Source organism: Mesorhizobium sp. Primo-A, assembly GCF_003997175.1.
In the GTDB taxonomy this organism is placed as follows: Bacteria; Pseudomonadota; Alphaproteobacteria; order Rhizobiales; family Rhizobiaceae; genus Mesorhizobium; species Mesorhizobium ciceri.
Genome location: NZ_RZTG01000012.1, coordinates 173,531 through 189,162, shown reverse-complemented (window position 1 = coordinate 189,162; position 15,632 = coordinate 173,531). Strand labels below are relative to the sequence as shown.

Below are 15,632 nucleotides of genomic sequence, written 5' to 3'. Positions count from 1 at the left end.
ACCGATCCAGTAACAGGGCGTCAAGCTTACTCGTATTCACGCTCTTGTCCGAAAAAACCTCTGGCTATGCCCTCGCACCCGCAGTATGCGATACAGGACGGCGGGGGTCGGGGATGGCACGTGGGTAAGGTGATTGATCGCGAAGTATCTTCGTGTTCGCACTTCGCTGGTGTCGATGCCCTTGAGCCTGGAGTCTAGTGCCGTCCAATGAATTCCCATCTAGAAGCTGTGTTCGGGCTCAGGCCACAGATGCGGCGCGCCTTCATCATGGTCCAGGACGTGGTCATGGTCCTGGTCGCCGTGGCACTCAGCCTTATTCTTTCGCGGTCGAATCTTTCGTTCGAAGCGTTCTCCAACGAGGGTCTGGCGACATGGGCGGGCATCGTCGTCATCAGCCATTTGTTGTTCCGCTACAGTGGCCTTTACACCACTGTCTGGCGCTTCGCCTCGACGCCGGACTTTTTCAACATCCTGAAGAGCTGCGCGATTTTGACGTTCACTCTTTACATGGCGTCGCTGCTGCTGCGTTTTTACCGGCCGGTGGCGGGGCTCAACGAGCGTCAGTTCATCGTCTTCTTCCTCGTCTCCTTCACCATCATATCGGCACCCCGGCTGTTCTACCGCTTCCTGCGTGACGGCGCGAGCTGGGGGATTCTGAGCCGCAAGACCGACCAGCAGGCCAAGCGCGCTCTGTTTGTCGGCCGGCTCGGCGAGGCCGACCTGATCATTCGCTTCACGCGCACGGCGCAACCGGCGGACTATTCCATCGCAGGCATCATGGCCACCGAGCGCGGCGCACCGTTGGGCACGCGGATTCAAGGTGTTCCCGTGGTGGCGACAATGCCGCGCCTGATCGATGTCCTGGAAGACTATGCGACCGGCACCAAGAGCCTGGACTTGCTGATTTTCGGCAGCGGCGCCGAGCACGAAATCGAGGACTATTCGGAACTTGTGCGCATTGCCCGGCACGGCGACATAAATGTGGTGCAGTTCTCAGGCCTTTCGGAGTTGGAACAGCACGGAAAGCTGGTTCTCGACACCGTCGAGATGGAAACGATCCTGCGCCGGCCGACGGTCGCGTCCGATATCCAGCGTATCGGCGCCTTTGTCGGCGGCAAACGCGTTCTGGTGACCGGCGGTGCCGGTTCTATCGGTCAGACGCTGGTCAGGCGGTCGCTGGAACTCGGAGCCGAGGCGGTGCTGGTCGCCGACAACTCCGAGTTCGGCATTTTCCAGCTGAGCCAGTATGTTGACGAGAAGGACCACGACCGCCTCAAGGTCCGCATCGTCGATGTCGCGGACCGGCGCCAGATAACGCGTGTCGTCACGGAATTCCGGCCGGACATCATCTTTCATGCCGCGGCCCTCAAGCATGTTCCGCTGCTCGAGGAAAACTGGGATTCGGCCATCCAGACCAATATCTTCGGAACGCTCGTCTGTGCCGAGGTCGCCGCCAAGTGCGGGGTTGCGCAATTTGTCCTGATATCGAGCGACAAGGCGGTGGATCCCTCGTCAGTGCTCGGCATGACGAAGCGGGCCGCCGAACAGATCATCAGCGCCTTGCATGGCACGCCGGCAGGCGAGACAAGCGGGCGTCGCCCGGCCACCAAGTTCATTGCAGTGCGGTTCGGCAACGTCTTCGGCAGCAATGGTTCGGTGGCGACCATATTCCAGGCGCAGATCGAGGCCGGAGGGCCCGTCACCATCACCGACCGGCGCATGACACGCTATTTCATGACCGTGGCCGAAGCCGTCGATCTCGTCATCATGTCGGCGGCCGATGCCGCGTCGCGGCAGAGCGGAGACGATTATGCCGTCTATATGCTCGACATGGGCAAGCCGGTACCGATCCTTGAAGTGGCCGAAACGATGATCCGCTTGTCCGGAAAGAGCCCATACAAGGACGTCGCGATCCGGTTCACCGGCATAAGGCCGGGTGAAAAACTCCACGAAACGCTGCATGGCGAAGACGAGGAACTCGTCGAACTCGGCATCTCGAAGATTTTCGGCCTCAGCACGGACGTCGTGGAATGGTCGGATGTCCAGGTCGCGCTCACGGCGCTGCAGCAGTCGGCGAAAAACCAGGACAAGGCTGCCGCGCTCGCCGCATTGGCAGGTCTCGACCGCGCCAAGAAGGCCAGGGCAAGTGCACGTCAAGACGCGATTCCGAAGACGGCCGGGCAGGCGACCTAGAACAATTCCGGGAAAAGCGCACGGCGCTTACCTTTGGGAATTGCGCCAAATCAAAGAGATAGATCCAATCAGAATCAGAAAGCGATCTTGCTCGTGAGCAAAGATGATCTGCGCATCGCGGTCCTGATGGGCACGAAAGACGGCGCCGCCTTCATCGAGGAGCAGCTGCAGTCCCTGCTCGAGCAGTCGCACCCTCTGGTCGACCTGTGGATATCCGACGATGGCTCCGTCGATGGCACGACCGCCATCATCGAGGCATGGAAATCCCGCTGGCGGCCCAAGTGTCGAATGACGCTCGTCGAGGGGCCGCGGCAAGGCTTCGCCGCCAATTTCCGCTCCATGATCGTCGATCGACGCATCGAGGCGGACTGCTATGCCTTCTGCGACCAGGACGATATCTGGGAGCCCGACAGGCTGGAGAGCGCTATCGACTGGATGCGGACCCAGGATGCGAAAATCCCGCTGATGTTTTGTTCGCGAACCGCGACCATGACGGAAACAGGAAGCCTTGTCGGCCATTCGCCTTTGTTTGCCCGGCCGCCAACCTTTCGCAACGCGCTTGTGCAAAGCATCGCCGGCGGCAACACCATCCTGCTCAACGCAGCGGCACGCAACCTGCTGGCCAGGGCCTGCATGCGGACCGGGTTCGTCAGCCACGACTGGTGGGCCTATCTCATCGTGACCGCCGCCGGCGGCATCGTCCGCTACGATCCGCGGCCGCTGGTGCGCTACCGGCAGCATGCGGCAAACCTGGTCGGCGCCAACGTATCCTGGAAAGCAAGGGTGTCCCGGCTTGGCCGCCTGTTTAAGGGGGAATTCGCCGGCTGGACGGACCTCAACCTTGACGGTCTTGCCGTCAATCGCGACCTCCTGACCGAGGACGCGATGGTGTGCCTCGACCTTTTCACCCGCGGGCGCGACGGCGGCCTTTTCCGCCGCTTGGCAGGCTTGCGCCGAAGCGGCGTCTATCGGCAGACCGTTTCCGGAAACCTGGGGCTCTATCTCGCCTTCGTCCTGGGGCGCATCTGAACATTGCGACGGCTGCGTGGCGCGCTTGGTCAAGAGATCGGCTCATGCTACGTCGACCGGATTGACGGCATTGGCCTGCGGCATTGCCTCGGGACTTCGGCAGGGAGCACTATCGGCCGTTCATGAAGGCAGCCAAGCAAATCTTCGATCTTGCCGGTGCGGCTCTGCTGCTGGTGGCGACATCTCCTGTCTTGGCGCTCACCGTCCTTGCCGTTCGGGCATCGTCGCCGGGCCCGGCTATTTTTTCACAGGTGCGGGTCGGCCGTGACGGTCGGCTTTTCCGCTGCCACAAGTTGCGCACGATGTATGTCGGGACGCCGTCGCTACCCTCGCATGAGGCGCCGGCGGATTCCGTGACATCGGTTGGAAAGGTCTTGCGGAAGTTCAAGCTCGATGAGCTGCCGCAATTCTGGAACGTCTTGAAGGGGGAAATGAGCCTGGTCGGGCCGCGGCCCTGCCTGCCGACCCAGACGGAATTGATCGAGTGTCGCAGGCGGCTGGGGGTTTTGGCGGCGCTGCCGGGCATAACCGGCCTGGCCCAGATCAGGGGCATCGACATGTCTAACCCGGAGCTCTTGGCGCAAACGGATGCTGCCTACCTCCGCACCGCGTCGTTCTGGCTCGATCTTCGGATCCTGTTTGGAACGCTCTACCGCTGAGCAGACCATGAAAAGATCATGGTCAAGCAAGAAAGTCAGGATCTGCTGAGCCGCGCCAGCTCGGCCAGCCGCTCAAGCGTGCCGGCTTCGGGCGTCCACCCCTGCGATACCAGCAGGGCGGGGTCGCATATTTGTGTCGCGGTCAGGCTGTCCCAGAACGCCCGCCTGCCGAGTGCGGCCACCACCGGCCGTATCAGCCCGGCCGGCATCGCCATCAGGCGCACAGGCCGCCCCAAACCTCTGCGAAAGACGGCGATGACGGCGTCGAGGGCGACCGGCGGCACATCGGCGCCGACATAGATCGGGCGAAGCAGCCCGGAATGGCTGAGCAGGTGCGACACTGCTCGCACCGCGGCCTCGGAAGACATCAGCGAACGGATTCCGGTCAAGGCACCAGTCGGCAGCGGCAGCGGCGTATCGGCAAGGCGCATCAGCGTTGCCAGATTTCCCCTCATGCCACTTCCATAGACCGGAGGCAGGCGCAACACGGCGGCGTCGGAGCGGCCATGCGACGCATAGGCGTCCAAAACCGTGATCTCGCTTTCGCGCTTCGAGCGTCCATAGGCGCATTGTGGGGCAGGAAGCGTGTCCTCGTCGATCGTTGCGCTGACGTGCGCGCCGATCACCGCCCGGATCGAGGAGAGATGAATGAAACGTCCGCTTATCTGGGCCGCCGCTGCATGCGCCAGCCTTGCGCTCAGTTCCACATTGGCCGCCTGGTAATCGGCTTCGGTTGCATTTCCCCGATCATTGTTGAGGCCAGCGCAATGGACGACGTCAGTCATATGCCGGGTCAGTTCCAGGAAGGCGGCGGCCGGCGCATCGAAGCCGGGCATCGGCACAGTCTCGTTCTCCGAACCAAGCCTCTCGGGATGGCGGGAGGCGAGGCGAAGCTCGGCACCGGCTTCGCGTAAGTGGCGCACGACAAGACGCCCGATGAAACCTGTCGCGCCCGTGACCAGAACCTTCATGGCCTTGCCCGAGACAGGTCTTGCGTGACTGGTGCAAGTGCCGGTTCGTCCAGCAAAGGAACATGACGTCCGGAGGCGAGATATGTTCCGCTCACCAGGAAGACCATCAGCACCGAGTCCAGAATGTCATGGCCGACCAGGATGCCTGTCATTCCGGCCGTCAGATAGGTGATCACCACGACGACAATCATGGTGGCGCCGAACCGCTCGTTCGGATCGCTGCTGCTTCGCAAGACCCGGGCGGCATTTCCAGCGGCAACGATAAAGATCGCTGCCAGCGTCACGGCGCCCAGAATTCCTGCTTGCACCAAGGCGGTCAGGAAGCCGTTGTGGAAATGGTTGAAGCCTGTGTCCATCGCGAACTGCTCATGAAAGCCCTGTTTGATCAGAAGCTGGGTTGCACCCACACCGTGCCCGAACAGTGGCATGTCATGGAATGCTTTGAGGCCGATCTCCCAAAGCGCAACACGTATTCCCAACGAGGTGTCGTAGTTGCCGCTAGCTCCAAGCGCACCCCAATCGGAGCGCAAAAAGTCGACCCGCCCGGATATCGCCTGGAAGCTGGAAGCGGCGATCACGACGCCGACTGCCGCCAGCAGCAGCAGCAGGCGAACGGCATTCCTGCCCCTGAGCCTGTGCCGGTTGATCAACATGACGGCTATGCCGGCAATCAGCAGTGCCAGCCAGATGGTACGCGAGCCGGAATAGATGACGGCGATCGTCCCGGCCAGTGTCGCGTAGAAGAGGGGTGTCCGGGCTTGCTCAATACTGGACAAGGCGCCAGCCACACACGTCACCACGGCAAGGCAGACGACGGTTGCGAAGACGATCGGATTTCCGGCTCCCCCCTCCGCCCTGACGCCAATCCAATATTGCTGGATGACGGCCATGAGCAGCGCGACAAAGCAGGCGGCCATGCTGGAAAGCACGACGATGCGGGCAAGCGTGGTTTTCTGCGTGTTGCTCCAGGTCGAATAGGACACGGGAAAAAACAGGAAGGTGACGAGCGGGATAAGATGCGGCGCATCCCGGACAAACGAGTTGTTGACGATGGACGCCAGGAGATTGGCGGCGCAGTAGGCATAGATCGCGACCGTCATCCAGATCATGGGCCGGTCGGCGTTGAAGCGCCTTTTCCCTAAAGCAATCAGCAGGGCGGACGAAAGGCCTCCGCAATTGAACACAAAGCTGACCACCGACCCCAGAACCGGTGGAAAAAAGAAGCAAAGGATGGAGAAGTAGTTGTTGATCCGCGAAGGCGAGAATTGCTGTGTGAGGGATGAAAGCCGGTTCAATTTTCGGGCTCGCTGTTTTCGGCAAGTGTCATGCGGCGGATCTTGTTTAGCGAAGTTGAATGCGCTCGCCTCGAAATTGCCCATGCCTCATAACGCGCTTGCCCGCTGCCGAAGCTGGTATAGCGGCCGCCCCCCGTTTTCGATAGTGTATCTGGTGGATTGCCACCGAAAATCGGCGGCAGGCGACGGTCGGCCAAGGGAAGTCGCTTGAAAGCCGTAGCCGGCCATTCAAGCAATATTTTCCCCGCGTTTTCTCGGTTGTTGAGCTTGCGGGCAGGAATTTCCGGGTTTGATGGTATCTGTGGAAAATTCATTCTCGAACCATGTGCGGCCGGGCCAGTCTTGCATTGTTCTTGACAACGGCGATCTGCTAGAACGCCGGCACGAGGAAGATTGTCCAGAAACAAGGCTCGAACCGGGCGCAAAAGCTCGATGATTTGAGGCAGGTCTTCTGTTGGAAATACGAAAGAACGCCCACGGTCCATGACAACAGCGCTTACGCATCTTCAGCGGCTTGAGGCCGAGTCCATCCATATATTCCGCGAGGTTGCGGCCGCCTTTGCCAAGCCGGTCATGCTCTATTCGGTCGGCAAGGATTCATCCGTGTTGATGCATCTGGCGATGAAGGCGTTTTATCCCGCCAAGCCGCCATTTCCCTTTCTTCACGTCGACACGACGTGGAAGTTCCGCGAGATGATCGCCTTTCGCGATCAGATGGCGCAGAAACTCGGCTTCGATCTCCTGGTTCATGTCAACGAAGACGGCGTGCGCGACAACATCAATCCGTTCGACCATGGTTCGAACACCCACACCCATGTCATGAAGACCGTGGCGCTGCGCCAGGCGCTCGACAAATACGGCTTCGACGCGGCCTTTGGCGGCGCACGTCGCGACGAGGAGAAATCGCGCGCCAAGGAGCGCATCTTTTCCTTCCGCAATGCCCAGCATGTGTGGGATCCGAAGAACCAGCGCCCCGAAATGTGGAAGATATTCAACACCCGCATCGCATCGGGTGAATCGATCCGCGTCTTTCCGCTGTCGAACTGGACCGAGCTGGATATCTGGCAGTACATCCTGCAGGAAAGTATCCCGATCGTGCCGCTCTATTTCGCCAAGGAACGGCCGGTGGTGGAACGCGACGGCATGCTGATCCTGCGGGACGACGAGCGCATGAAACTCCGCCCCGACGAGACAGTGGAGAACCGGCTCGTGCGGTTCCGCACGCTTGGCTGCTATCCGCTGACTGGCGCCATCGAATCGGAGGCCGACACGCTGGAAGCCATCGTCGGCGAAATGCTGACGGCACGGACATCCGAACGGCAGGGGCGCCTGATCGACCGCGATGAAGCCGGCTCGATGGAAAAGAAGAAGCGCGAGGGGTACTTTTGACCATGCGCCACATCATGGCAAAGAGCCTCGCCCCCACCGACGGCGTTCGCGACTATCTGGCGGCGCAGGAGAAGAAGTCGCTGCTGCGCTTCCTGACCTGCGGCTCGGTCGATGACGGCAAGTCGACGCTGATCGGGCGCCTGCTGTCCGACACCAAGCAGATTTTCGAGGACCAGCTCGCCGCGCTCGAACGCGATTCGCGCAAGCATGGCACGACGGGCGACGACATCGATTTCGCACTGCTGGTCGACGGCCTCGAGGCCGAGCGTGAGCAAGGCATCACGATCGACGTCGCCTACCGTTTCTTTGCCACGCCGAAGCGCAAATTCATCGTCGCCGACACACCTGGTCACGAGCAATACACCCGCAACATGGCCACCGGCGCCTCGACCGCCGACCTGGCGATCGTGCTGATCGATGCCCGGCAGGGTGTGCTTCGCCAGACAAGGCGACATTCGATCATCGCCTCGCTGCTCGGCATCCGCCACGTCGTGCTGGCCGTCAACAAGATCGATCTTGTCGATTTCGATCAGACGGTTTTCGACCGGATCGTCGAAGACTACGGGCAATTCTCGCGCGATCTCGGCTTCCAGACCATTGTGCCGATCCCGATGTCGGCCCGTTATGGCGATAATGTCAGCCGTCGGTCGGAAAGCATGGAATGGTATTCCGGCCCAACGCTGATCGAGCATCTCGAAACCGTGTCGGTCGACCAAGCGATGGTCGAACTGCCGTTCCGTTTCCCGGTCCAGTATGTCAATCGTCCCAATCTCGACTTTCGCGGCTTTGCCGGCACGGTCGCTTCCGGCTCGGTTGCGCCCGGCGACGAGGTCGTTGTCGCCAAGTCGGGCAAATCCTCGCGCGTCAAGCGGATCGTCTCGTATGGCGGCGATCTCGCCCAGGCGGCTGCCGGACAGGCCGTCACGCTCGTCCTCGACGACGAAGTCGAAATCTCGCGCGGCAACATGCTGGTTTCGCCTGCCGCACGGCCGCAGGTCGCCGACCAGTTCGCCGCCAACATCGTCTGGTTCGACGAGCATGCGCTGCTGCCGGGCCGCTCCTACATCCTGCGCACCGAGACCGACCAGACCAGCGCCACCGTCACCGATCTGAAATACCGGATCAACGTCAACGACTTTGCCCATGAAGCGGCCAAGTCGCTCGAAATGAACGAAGTCGGCATCTGCAACATCTCGACGCGGACGCCGATCGCCTTTGATCCCTTCGCCGAAAACCGCACAACCGGCGCCTTCATCCTGATCGACCGCATCTCCAACGCCACGGTCGGCGCCGGCATGATCCTGCACTCGCTGCGTCGTGCCGAAAACATCCATTGGCAGTCGCTCGATGTCGGCAAGCGCGTGCGCGCCGACATGAAGAACCAGCGGCCCGCCGTGTTCTGGTTCACCGGGCTGTCGGGATCCGGCAAGTCGACCATCGCCAACCTGTTCGAAAAGAAGCTGTTCGCCACCGGCCGTCATACTTATATCCTCGACGGCGACAACGTCCGTCACGGTCTCAATCGCGATCTTGGCTTTACCGATGCCGATCGCGTCGAGAACATCCGCCGCGTCGCCGAGGTGGCGCGTTTGATGGCCGATGCCGGGTTGATCGTCATTGTTTCGTTCATTTCGCCGTTCAGCGCCGAACGGCGCATGGCACGTGAATTGATGGCCGACGGAGAATTCGTCGAGGTGTTCGTCGATACGCCCTTCGAGGAATGCGCCAGGCGTGATCCGAAGGGCCTCTATGCGCGCGCGCTGAATGGCGAGATCAAGAATTTCACCGGCGTCGATTCCCCTTATGAAGCGCCGGAAACCCCGGAGATCCATCTGCAGACACTCGGCAAATCGGCCGAAGAGATGGTCGACGCCCTGGAACACTGGCTGAACGAGCGCGACATTGCCGAAGACCAATACGATAGCGGCGGCGGCATCTGACGACAGGCTGATGCTTGAAATCTTCGAGCGCCTGGCCTTGTCGGCCGGGCGCGAGGTGATGCGCGTGTTCCACGCCGGCTGTGCGGTTGACCGCAAGTCCGACGCCTCGCCGGTGACCGAGGCGGACCGCGAGAGCGAAAAGATCATTCTCGCCGGACTGCGTGCCGCATTTCCCGATATCCCCTGCGTGGCCGAGGAAGAAGCTTCCGCCGGTATCGTGCCGCCCGACCTAAATGGGGCTTTCTTCCTGATCGATCCGCTCGACGGCACCAAGGAATTCGTCAACCGCCGCACCGATTTCACCGTCAACATAGCGCTGGTTCGCGATGGCGTGCCGGAAGTCGGCGTCGTCTTTGCGCCCTGCGCGGGCCGCTTCTTTTCCGGCCTGCCGGGAAGGGCGGAATCTCTCGAAATCGATGGCGGCTACCAGATCGTCGGCCGCCGGCCGATCTCGGTGAGAAGGGCCGTGGCGCCTCTGGCCGTCGTCGCCAGCCGTTCCCACAACACGCCGGAAACCGAGGCCTATATTCGCGACCTTGGTGCCGCCGAAATCGTCTCGGTCGGTTCGTCCTTGAAATTCTGCCTTCTCGCCAGTGCCGAGGCTGATGTCTATCCGCGCTTCGGCCGCACCATGGAATGGGACACGGCGGCAGGCGACGCCATCCTGCGCGCCGCCGGTGGCATGACGCGCACGCTCGATGGCCAGCCTCTGGTCTATGGGAAGCGCCGGCAAAGCGACGACGAGGATTTCGCCAATCCGCATTTCATTGCCAGCGGCGGGGCAGGGGTCAGCCCCGCCTGAGAAGGCCCGGTAGCTTACTCGGCCGCTGCCTGCGCCGAATTCGAGCCTATATAGTTGCGGATCGTCTCGATGATGCGGTCCTGGTCGGCTTCGCTGAGATAAGGGTGCATCGGCAGGCACAGGATCCGCTTCGGCAGGTCTTCCGAAACGGCAAGGCCGGTCGGCGTGCGCGGATAATCGCGATAAGCGACCTGGGCATGCAGCGGCTTCACATAGTAGATGACAGACGGAATGCCCTTTTCGCCGAGATGCGCCCTCAGCCCGTCGCGCTTCGGCGTCTCGATGGCGTATTGCGCCCAGGCCGAACGGCTGCCGTCCAGATTGCGGGCGGCGGTAACGACGTCGCCAAGCCCATCGGCATAGCGCTGTGCCACGACCTGCCGGGCGACCATCTCGTCTTCGAGAATGGCCAGCTTCTCGATGAGGATCGCCGCCTGTATCGTGTCGAGCCGCGAATTGATTCCGACGCGGACATTGTCGTACTGCGTCTCGCCCTTGCCATGAAAGGCGAACGAGCGAAGCTGTTCGGCCAGCGCATCGTCATTGGTGAACATCGCGCCGCCGTCGCCGTAGCAGCCAAGCGGTTTTGCCGGATAGAAGCTGGTCGAGCCGACCGCACCGAAGGAGCCGCACATCTTGCCGTCGAGCGAACCGCCCATCGACTGGGCGGCATCCTCGATCACCATCAGGCCTTCGCGGTTGGCGATCGCCATGATCGCCTCGTAATCGGCGGCAAGGCCAAACAGATCGACGGGAATGATTGCCTTCGGCTTCAGCCTTCCTTCCTTCTTGATCATGGCAATGGCCGCTTCGAGGCTGGCAATGTCGATGTTGTAGCTGTGCGGGTCGACATCGACGAACACCGGCGCGGCCTTGGCCAGCGCCACCACTTCGGCGGTGGCGGCGAACGTGAAGCTCGGCACGAACACCGCGTCACCCGGGCCGACGCCGGCTGCAAACAGCGGCAACAGCAGCGCGTCGGTGCCGTTGGCGCAGGCCACGACATGCTTGGTACCGATATAGGCGGCAAGCTTGTTCTCGAATTCGGTGACTTGCGGGCCAAGAATATAGCGGCCCTCGTCAACGACACGGTCGATCGCGGCCTTCAGCCGGTCGCGGATTCGTTCGCGCTGCGCGCCAAGATCGATGAACTGCATGTCGGCCTCAAAATGGGTTAGCCAGATAATCGGCCGCTGGTACCAGAGTTGCGCTTGCCGAGAAAGCCGGGCAGGCGGAGCCCTAAATTGCGGAAGTGTCGCAGTCCGTTACCAGTTTTCCCGGCGAATGTCAGTCAGATGCCGGAAATCCGGGCTTCGTCGGGCGCCATCCCGCCCTTATAGCCTTGGAAAGAGCCCCTGCGAAACATAAAGTGATCGATTGGGCTCAACTTATGTTGAGCGTTGCTCAGGCGATTTCATGTCGCCAGGGTGGATTGGCGCCGGCCCGCGACACGGTCACTGCCGCCGCCTTCGCGCCGAGCGCCAGCGCCTTATGGATGGCGTCTTCCGACAGTCCGGAAATCGCCGCCTTCGTCAGCAGGCCTTGCTCGTGCAGCGAGGCGAGGATGCCGGCGTTGAACGTGTCGCCGGCGCCGACCGTGTCCGCCACCTCGACCCTTTCGGGCATCACCGTGACGGCGTGCTCCTTGCTGTAGCCGATCGCGCCTTCGCCGCCATGGGTGACGACGATCAGCTTCGGGCCGCGGTCCAGCCAGTTGCGGATGACATCCTCATGCGAGCCGGCTTCGCCGAACCAGTTCAGGTCTTCGTCCGACAGTTTCACGATGTCGGCCATCGCCATCATGGTGCGAATGCGCTTGAGGTGCTTGGGCTTGTCCGGGATGAAGTTCGGCCGGATGTTGGGGTCGAGCATCATGACGCGGCTTTCATGCTCGCGCCGCATGAACTCTTCATAGGCACTGCCGGCCGGCTCGGAAATCAGGCTGATGGCGCCGAACAGCATGGCTTCGATCTCGTTGCCGAGCTGCGGCAAATCGTCGATCGTCAGCATGCGTCCGGCGGTGTTCTCGTCATAGAAAGTGTACGTCGCCTGGCCGTTGGTGAGCTTGACGAAGGCCAGCGTGGTTGGCCGTGGCGAGGTGTGTGCATAGGTGGAACTGACCTTGCTCGCCCCAAGCGCATCCCGGAATTGGCCGCCGAACAGATCCGACGACAGGCCGGAAAAGAAGCCGGCCGGCGCGCCGAGCCGGCCAAGTGCGATTGCCGTGTTGAATACGGCGCCGCCGACATAAGGCGCAAAGGCCGGCTCGCCCGCTGTCGTCGTGCGCGGCAGCATGTCGATCAGGGCTTCGCCGCAGCAGAGGATCATGGCTTCTTGGTCTCCGGCGGATAGATCACGCCCTTGCGTATGATGATGTTGGCGTAGAGCCGCGGCTCGCTTGTCGCGACGATGGCATGCGCCGATTTGACCCGTGCATAGAAGTCGGCGCCGGCCAGCGCAACCACCTTGCGGCCTGGCGCCCGTTTGGCGCAGATCGCTTCGATCTCATGATGGACAGGATCGGCAAGCGAGGGATCGCCTCGGACCGAGGCGCGAAACAGCGCCTCCGGCACGGCGTCATCGACAGGCAGGACACTCAATATCGCATCGAGTACCGGGATAAGAGGGTGGCCATCGGCGCGTACCAGTCGGGTTGCCTGCTGTTCCGCCGGATAGTTTCCGTCGACAAGGGCGATTTCGTCGCCATGGCCCATGCCGCGCAGGATCGCCAGAAGCTCCGGACCGAGCAGCGCCGGGATTCCGATCAGCATCAGGCGCTCCTGGAAATCGTCGTCGAGCCGATCAGGAAGCGTTCGGAAAGTGGCAGGCTGGCGCCGCCGAGCGCCCGGGCATGGATACCGACGGTTCCCTCGCGAATGGCGGGCAGCTTCAAGCCTTCGCCGTCGATCGTGGCGATTGCCGCAATGATGGCGTCGACCAGCTGGCGGCGCACCGCCTTCGGCATCCAGCCGTCGATCACCGCCGCTTCGAAATCGATGATCGAGGATGCGGCGACGATGGCGTAAGCGAGCGCCCTTGAGGCGCTGGCGATCCAGCCGTCGAGTTCGGGTCCGATCTCGCCCCAGTCGTCCGGCGAGGTCCACAGATGCGAGGCCTCGATGCCGCGCGCATTGAGCGCCTTTTCGAGCATGGCGATGGAAGCGACATCGATCAGTTGGGTCGGCTTGCCGTCCGGCCCGGGCACGGGCATGGAGCCGAGCGCTCCGGCATTGCCGGTCGGGCCGCCGAAAAGCCGGCCGTTCAGCACAATGCCGCCACCGGCAAAGGCGCCGATATAGAAATAGACGAAGTCACGCGCAGCGCCCGCCTGCCCGAAGACGAGTTCGGCGCCGCAGGCCGACGTGGCGTCGTTCTGCAAATAGACCGGAAAATCGCATTGCGCCTGGATGTCGGCCCTGATGTCGCGGTGACGCCATTCGTCCATCACGTCGCGCGGGGCGCCGGCGGTATCGGCCCAGTTCCACAATTCGAACGGCATGGCGATGCCCAGCCCGGCGATGCGCTTGTCTTGCGCGGGCGTCAGCTCGCCGCGCATCTGCCGCATGCCGTTGCTGACGAAGTCCACCGTCTCGCGCGGCGCCGGGTAGCGATAGGAATGCTGTAGCATCGAACGGACATTGCCAAGGAAGTCGATCAACACCAGTTCAGCGCTGCGGCGGCCGATCTTCAGGCCGATGAAGAAAGCGCCTTCGGGATTGAGCGCCATCGGGATGGAAGGCTGGCCGATCTTGCCGCGCAACGGCGCCTGACGCAGCAGGAGGCTTTCTTCCTCCAGCTCGCGCATGATGACGGAAACCGTCTGCGCCGAAAGTCCGGTCATGCGGGCGATGTCGGATTTTGCCAGGCTGCCGTGTTGACGCACCAGCGACAGCACCAACCGCTCATTGTGGTCGCGCATGCCGCTCTGGTTGGTGCCGCGGTGAATGAGACTGTCATTCACCTCGGGCGAACCGTGCCTCGCAATGGCCGTTTCCACCCTGTTCCTCCCGTCGTTTCCCCTCAATGCTTTTGGGCCAGAATGGGTGAACGAAGCAATGCTGTCAATAATAAATAAGAGTGATTTAATTATTGACACGGGCTTCGGCCTGGTGTCTGTTAAGGCAGCGTCCACGCTGGGAGAATTTCGTTGGATGCGCTGCAGGTGCCGGTTGGCCGGCATCGGAATGGTTCCACTGGGAGGAAAATCGTGACCAATACAAAATTGTTGAAATCGACCGTGTTTGCCGCCGCGGCTCTGGGGCTGATGGCGTTTGCCTCGTCCGCATCCGCGGCCGGTGTCGGCGCCTGCCTGATCACCAAGACCGACACCAATCCCTTCTTCGTCAAGATGAAGGAAGGCGCGACCGCGAAGGCCAAGGAACTCGGCGTCGACCTCAAGACCTATGCCGGCAAGATCGACGGCGACAGCGAGAGCCAGGTCGCGGCGATCGAAAGCTGCATCGCCGATGGCGCCAAGGGTATCCTGATCACCGCATCCGACACCAAGGGCATCGTGCCGACCGTGAAGAAAGCGCGTGATGCCGGCCTGCTGGTGATCGCGCTCGACACGCCGCTCGATCCGATCGACGCCGCCGATGCGACCTTCGCGACGGACAATCTCGAAGCAGGCAAGCTGATCGGGGCCTGGGCCGCCGCCACGCTCGGCGACAAGGCCAAGGACGCCAAGATCGGCTTCCTTGACCTGACGCCTTCGCAGCCGACTGTCGACGTGCTGCGCGACCAAGGCTTCATGATGGGCTACGGCATCGATGTAAAAGATCCCAACAAGATCGGCGACGAGACCGATCCGCGCATCGTCGGCCATGACGTCACCAACGGCAACGAAGAGGGCGGCCGCAAGGCGATGGAGAACCTCCTGCAGAAGGACAACACCATCAACGTCATCCACACCATCAACGAGCCCGCCGCTGTCGGCGCCTACCAGGCGCTCAAGGCTGTCGGCCTCGAAAGCCAGGTGCTGATCGTTTCCGTCGACGGCGGCTGCCCCGGCGTGAAGTCGGTGGCCGAAGGTGTCATCGGCGCCACTTCGCAGCAATACCCGCTGCAGATGGCTGCACTCGGCATCGAGGCGATCGCCGCTTTTGCCAAGGACGGAACCAAGCCGAAGCCGACCGAAGGCAAGAACTTCTTCGACACCGGCGTCAACCTGGTGACCGACAAGCCGGCCACCGGCGTCAAGTCCATCGACACCAAGGAAGGCCTCGCCAAGTGCTGGGGCTGATGCCGTTCTGACCGGCATCCAAGGAACCTGAGCGGTCGGGGCTTGATCCCCGGCTGCTTCGGGTGGACGATGGCTCGCGTGACCGCGAACAATCCCGGCAGCAGACCGGAAA

General features: G+C 62.0%; 14 protein-coding genes. 7 read left to right on the top strand and 7 right to left on the bottom strand.

The annotated features are described in order from the left end of the window. Positions 1 to 207 precede the first annotated feature (207 nt). The 3 genes from EOC83_RS22805 to EOC83_RS22795 all read left to right on the top strand — a co-directional run bounded on the left by EOC83_RS22805 (position 208) and on the right by EOC83_RS22795 (position 3,881). On the top strand, positions 208 to 2,193 hold the full coding sequence (locus EOC83_RS22805) for a nucleoside-diphosphate sugar epimerase/dehydratase (protein ID WP_063167692.1): 1,986 nt from the start codon (positions 208 to 210) through the stop codon (positions 2,191 to 2,193). Positions 2,194 to 2,286: 93 nt separating this feature from the next. After that, positions 2,287 to 3,222, top strand: coding sequence for a glycosyltransferase family 2 protein (locus EOC83_RS22800; RefSeq protein ID WP_013532715.1), 936 nt, complete (start codon positions 2,287 to 2,289; stop codon positions 3,220 to 3,222). Positions 3,223 to 3,344: 122 nt separating this feature from the next. Beyond that, a complete protein-coding gene (locus EOC83_RS22795) occupies positions 3,345 to 3,881 on the top strand; it encodes a sugar transferase (RefSeq protein ID WP_013532714.1) in 537 nt (178 codons plus the stop codon). A gap of 35 nt (positions 3,882 to 3,916) precedes the next feature. On the opposite strand, the gene EOC83_RS22790 is transcribed toward EOC83_RS22795, so the two are convergent. Genes EOC83_RS22790 through EOC83_RS22780 form a run of 3 tightly spaced genes read right to left on the bottom strand, consistent with a single transcriptional unit; the run spans position 3,917 to position 6,632 of the window. Then, entirely contained in the window at positions 3,917 to 4,852 is a 936-nt protein-coding gene (locus tag EOC83_RS22790) for an NAD-dependent epimerase/dehydratase family protein (RefSeq protein ID WP_013532713.1), read from the bottom strand. After that, positions 4,849 to 6,147: an O-antigen ligase gene (locus EOC83_RS22785; RefSeq protein ID WP_013532712.1), complete on the bottom strand. Its 1,299-nt coding sequence runs from the start codon at positions 6,145 to 6,147 to the stop codon at positions 4,849 to 4,851. The genes EOC83_RS22790 and EOC83_RS22785 overlap by 4 nt, the downstream gene beginning before the upstream one ends. Next, positions 6,144 to 6,632: a hypothetical protein gene (locus tag EOC83_RS22780; protein ID WP_127224166.1), complete on the bottom strand. Its 489-nt coding sequence runs from the start codon at positions 6,630 to 6,632 to the stop codon at positions 6,144 to 6,146. The genes EOC83_RS22785 and EOC83_RS22780 overlap by 4 nt, the downstream gene beginning before the upstream one ends. Between EOC83_RS22780 and cysD the strand changes: the two genes are divergently transcribed. From cysD to cysQ, 3 genes are read left to right on the top strand one after another with little or no spacing between them, the layout of a single operon-like run. Next, a complete protein-coding gene (gene cysD, locus EOC83_RS22775) occupies positions 6,631 to 7,536 on the top strand; it encodes a sulfate adenylyltransferase subunit CysD (protein WP_013532711.1) in 906 nt (301 codons plus the stop codon). The two genes, EOC83_RS22780 and cysD, sit on opposite strands and share 2 nt — an antisense overlap. A 2-nt stretch (positions 7,537 to 7,538) precedes the next feature. Next, entirely contained in the window at positions 7,539 to 9,476 is a 1,938-nt protein-coding gene (gene cysN / locus EOC83_RS22770; protein ID WP_024503688.1) for a sulfate adenylyltransferase subunit CysN, read from the top strand. A 10-nt stretch (positions 9,477 to 9,486) separates the two neighbouring features. Beyond that, a complete protein-coding gene (gene cysQ / locus EOC83_RS22765) occupies positions 9,487 to 10,278 on the top strand; it encodes a 3'(2'),5'-bisphosphate nucleotidase CysQ (RefSeq protein WP_063170189.1) in 792 nt (263 codons plus the stop codon). 14 nt (positions 10,279 to 10,292) lie between these two features. On the opposite strand, the gene EOC83_RS22760 is transcribed toward cysQ, so the two are convergent. The 4 genes from EOC83_RS22760 to EOC83_RS22745 all read right to left on the bottom strand — a co-directional run bounded on the left by EOC83_RS22760 (position 10,293) and on the right by EOC83_RS22745 (position 14,275). After that, on the bottom strand, positions 10,293 to 11,435 hold the full coding sequence (locus EOC83_RS22760; protein WP_013532708.1) for a DegT/DnrJ/EryC1/StrS aminotransferase family protein: 1,143 nt from the start codon (positions 11,433 to 11,435) through the stop codon (positions 10,293 to 10,295). Positions 11,436 to 11,682: 247 nt separating this feature from the next. After that, positions 11,683 to 12,606 (bottom strand): carbohydrate kinase, encoded by a 924-nt coding sequence (locus tag EOC83_RS22755; RefSeq protein WP_013532707.1) that lies wholly within the window; start codon positions 12,604 to 12,606, stop codon positions 11,683 to 11,685. Continuing rightward, positions 12,603 to 13,049, bottom strand: coding sequence for an RbsD/FucU domain-containing protein (locus tag EOC83_RS22750; protein WP_013532706.1), 447 nt, complete (start codon positions 13,047 to 13,049; stop codon positions 12,603 to 12,605). Before EOC83_RS22750 ends, EOC83_RS22755 begins: the two co-directional genes overlap by 4 nt. Further along, the gene (locus tag EOC83_RS22745) at positions 13,049 to 14,275 is read right to left on the bottom strand and encodes an ROK family protein (protein WP_013532705.1); all 1,227 of its coding nucleotides are present in this window, start codon (positions 14,273 to 14,275) and stop codon (positions 13,049 to 13,051) included. The genes EOC83_RS22750 and EOC83_RS22745 overlap by 1 nt, the downstream gene beginning before the upstream one ends. 228 nt (positions 14,276 to 14,503) lie before the next feature. Here EOC83_RS22745 and EOC83_RS22740 point away from each other — a divergent pair, with 228 nt between their 5' ends. Further along, entirely contained in the window at positions 14,504 to 15,520 is a 1,017-nt protein-coding gene (locus EOC83_RS22740) for a sugar ABC transporter substrate-binding protein (RefSeq protein ID WP_024503693.1), read from the top strand. The last annotated feature ends 112 nt before the right edge of the window (positions 15,521 to 15,632 follow it).

What these genes read in the sequence shown, in the direction of transcription:
- EOC83_RS22805 (WP_063167692.1), top strand. Translation starts at nt 208, where the DNA reads ATGAATTCCCATCTAGAAGCTGTGTTCGGGCTCAGGCCACAGATGCGG.
- EOC83_RS22795 (WP_013532714.1), top strand. Translation starts at nt 3,345, where the DNA reads ATGAAGGCAGCCAAGCAAATCTTCGATCTTGCCGGTGCGGCTCTGCTG.
- EOC83_RS22790 (WP_013532713.1), bottom strand. Translation starts at nt 4,852, where the DNA reads ATGAAGGTTCTGGTCACGGGCGCGACAGGTTTCATCGGGCGTCTTGTC.
- cysD (WP_013532711.1), top strand. Translation starts at nt 6,631, where the DNA reads ATGACAACAGCGCTTACGCATCTTCAGCGGCTTGAGGCCGAGTCCATC.
- EOC83_RS22780 (WP_127224166.1), bottom strand. Translation starts at nt 6,632, where the DNA reads ATGGACCGTGGGCGTTCTTTCGTATTTCCAACAGAAGACCTGCCTCAA.
- cysN (WP_024503688.1), top strand. Translation starts at nt 7,539, where the DNA reads ATGCGCCACATCATGGCAAAGAGCCTCGCCCCCACCGACGGCGTTCGC.
- cysQ (WP_063170189.1), top strand. Translation starts at nt 9,487, where the DNA reads ATGCTTGAAATCTTCGAGCGCCTGGCCTTGTCGGCCGGGCGCGAGGTG.
- EOC83_RS22760 (WP_013532708.1), bottom strand. Translation starts at nt 11,435, where the DNA reads ATGCAGTTCATCGATCTTGGCGCGCAGCGCGAACGAATCCGCGACCGG.
- EOC83_RS22755 (WP_013532707.1), bottom strand. Translation starts at nt 12,606, where the DNA reads ATGATCCTCTGCTGCGGCGAAGCCCTGATCGACATGCTGCCGCGCACG.
- EOC83_RS22750 (WP_013532706.1), bottom strand. Translation starts at nt 13,049, where the DNA reads ATGCTGATCGGAATCCCGGCGCTGCTCGGTCCGGAGCTTCTGGCGATC.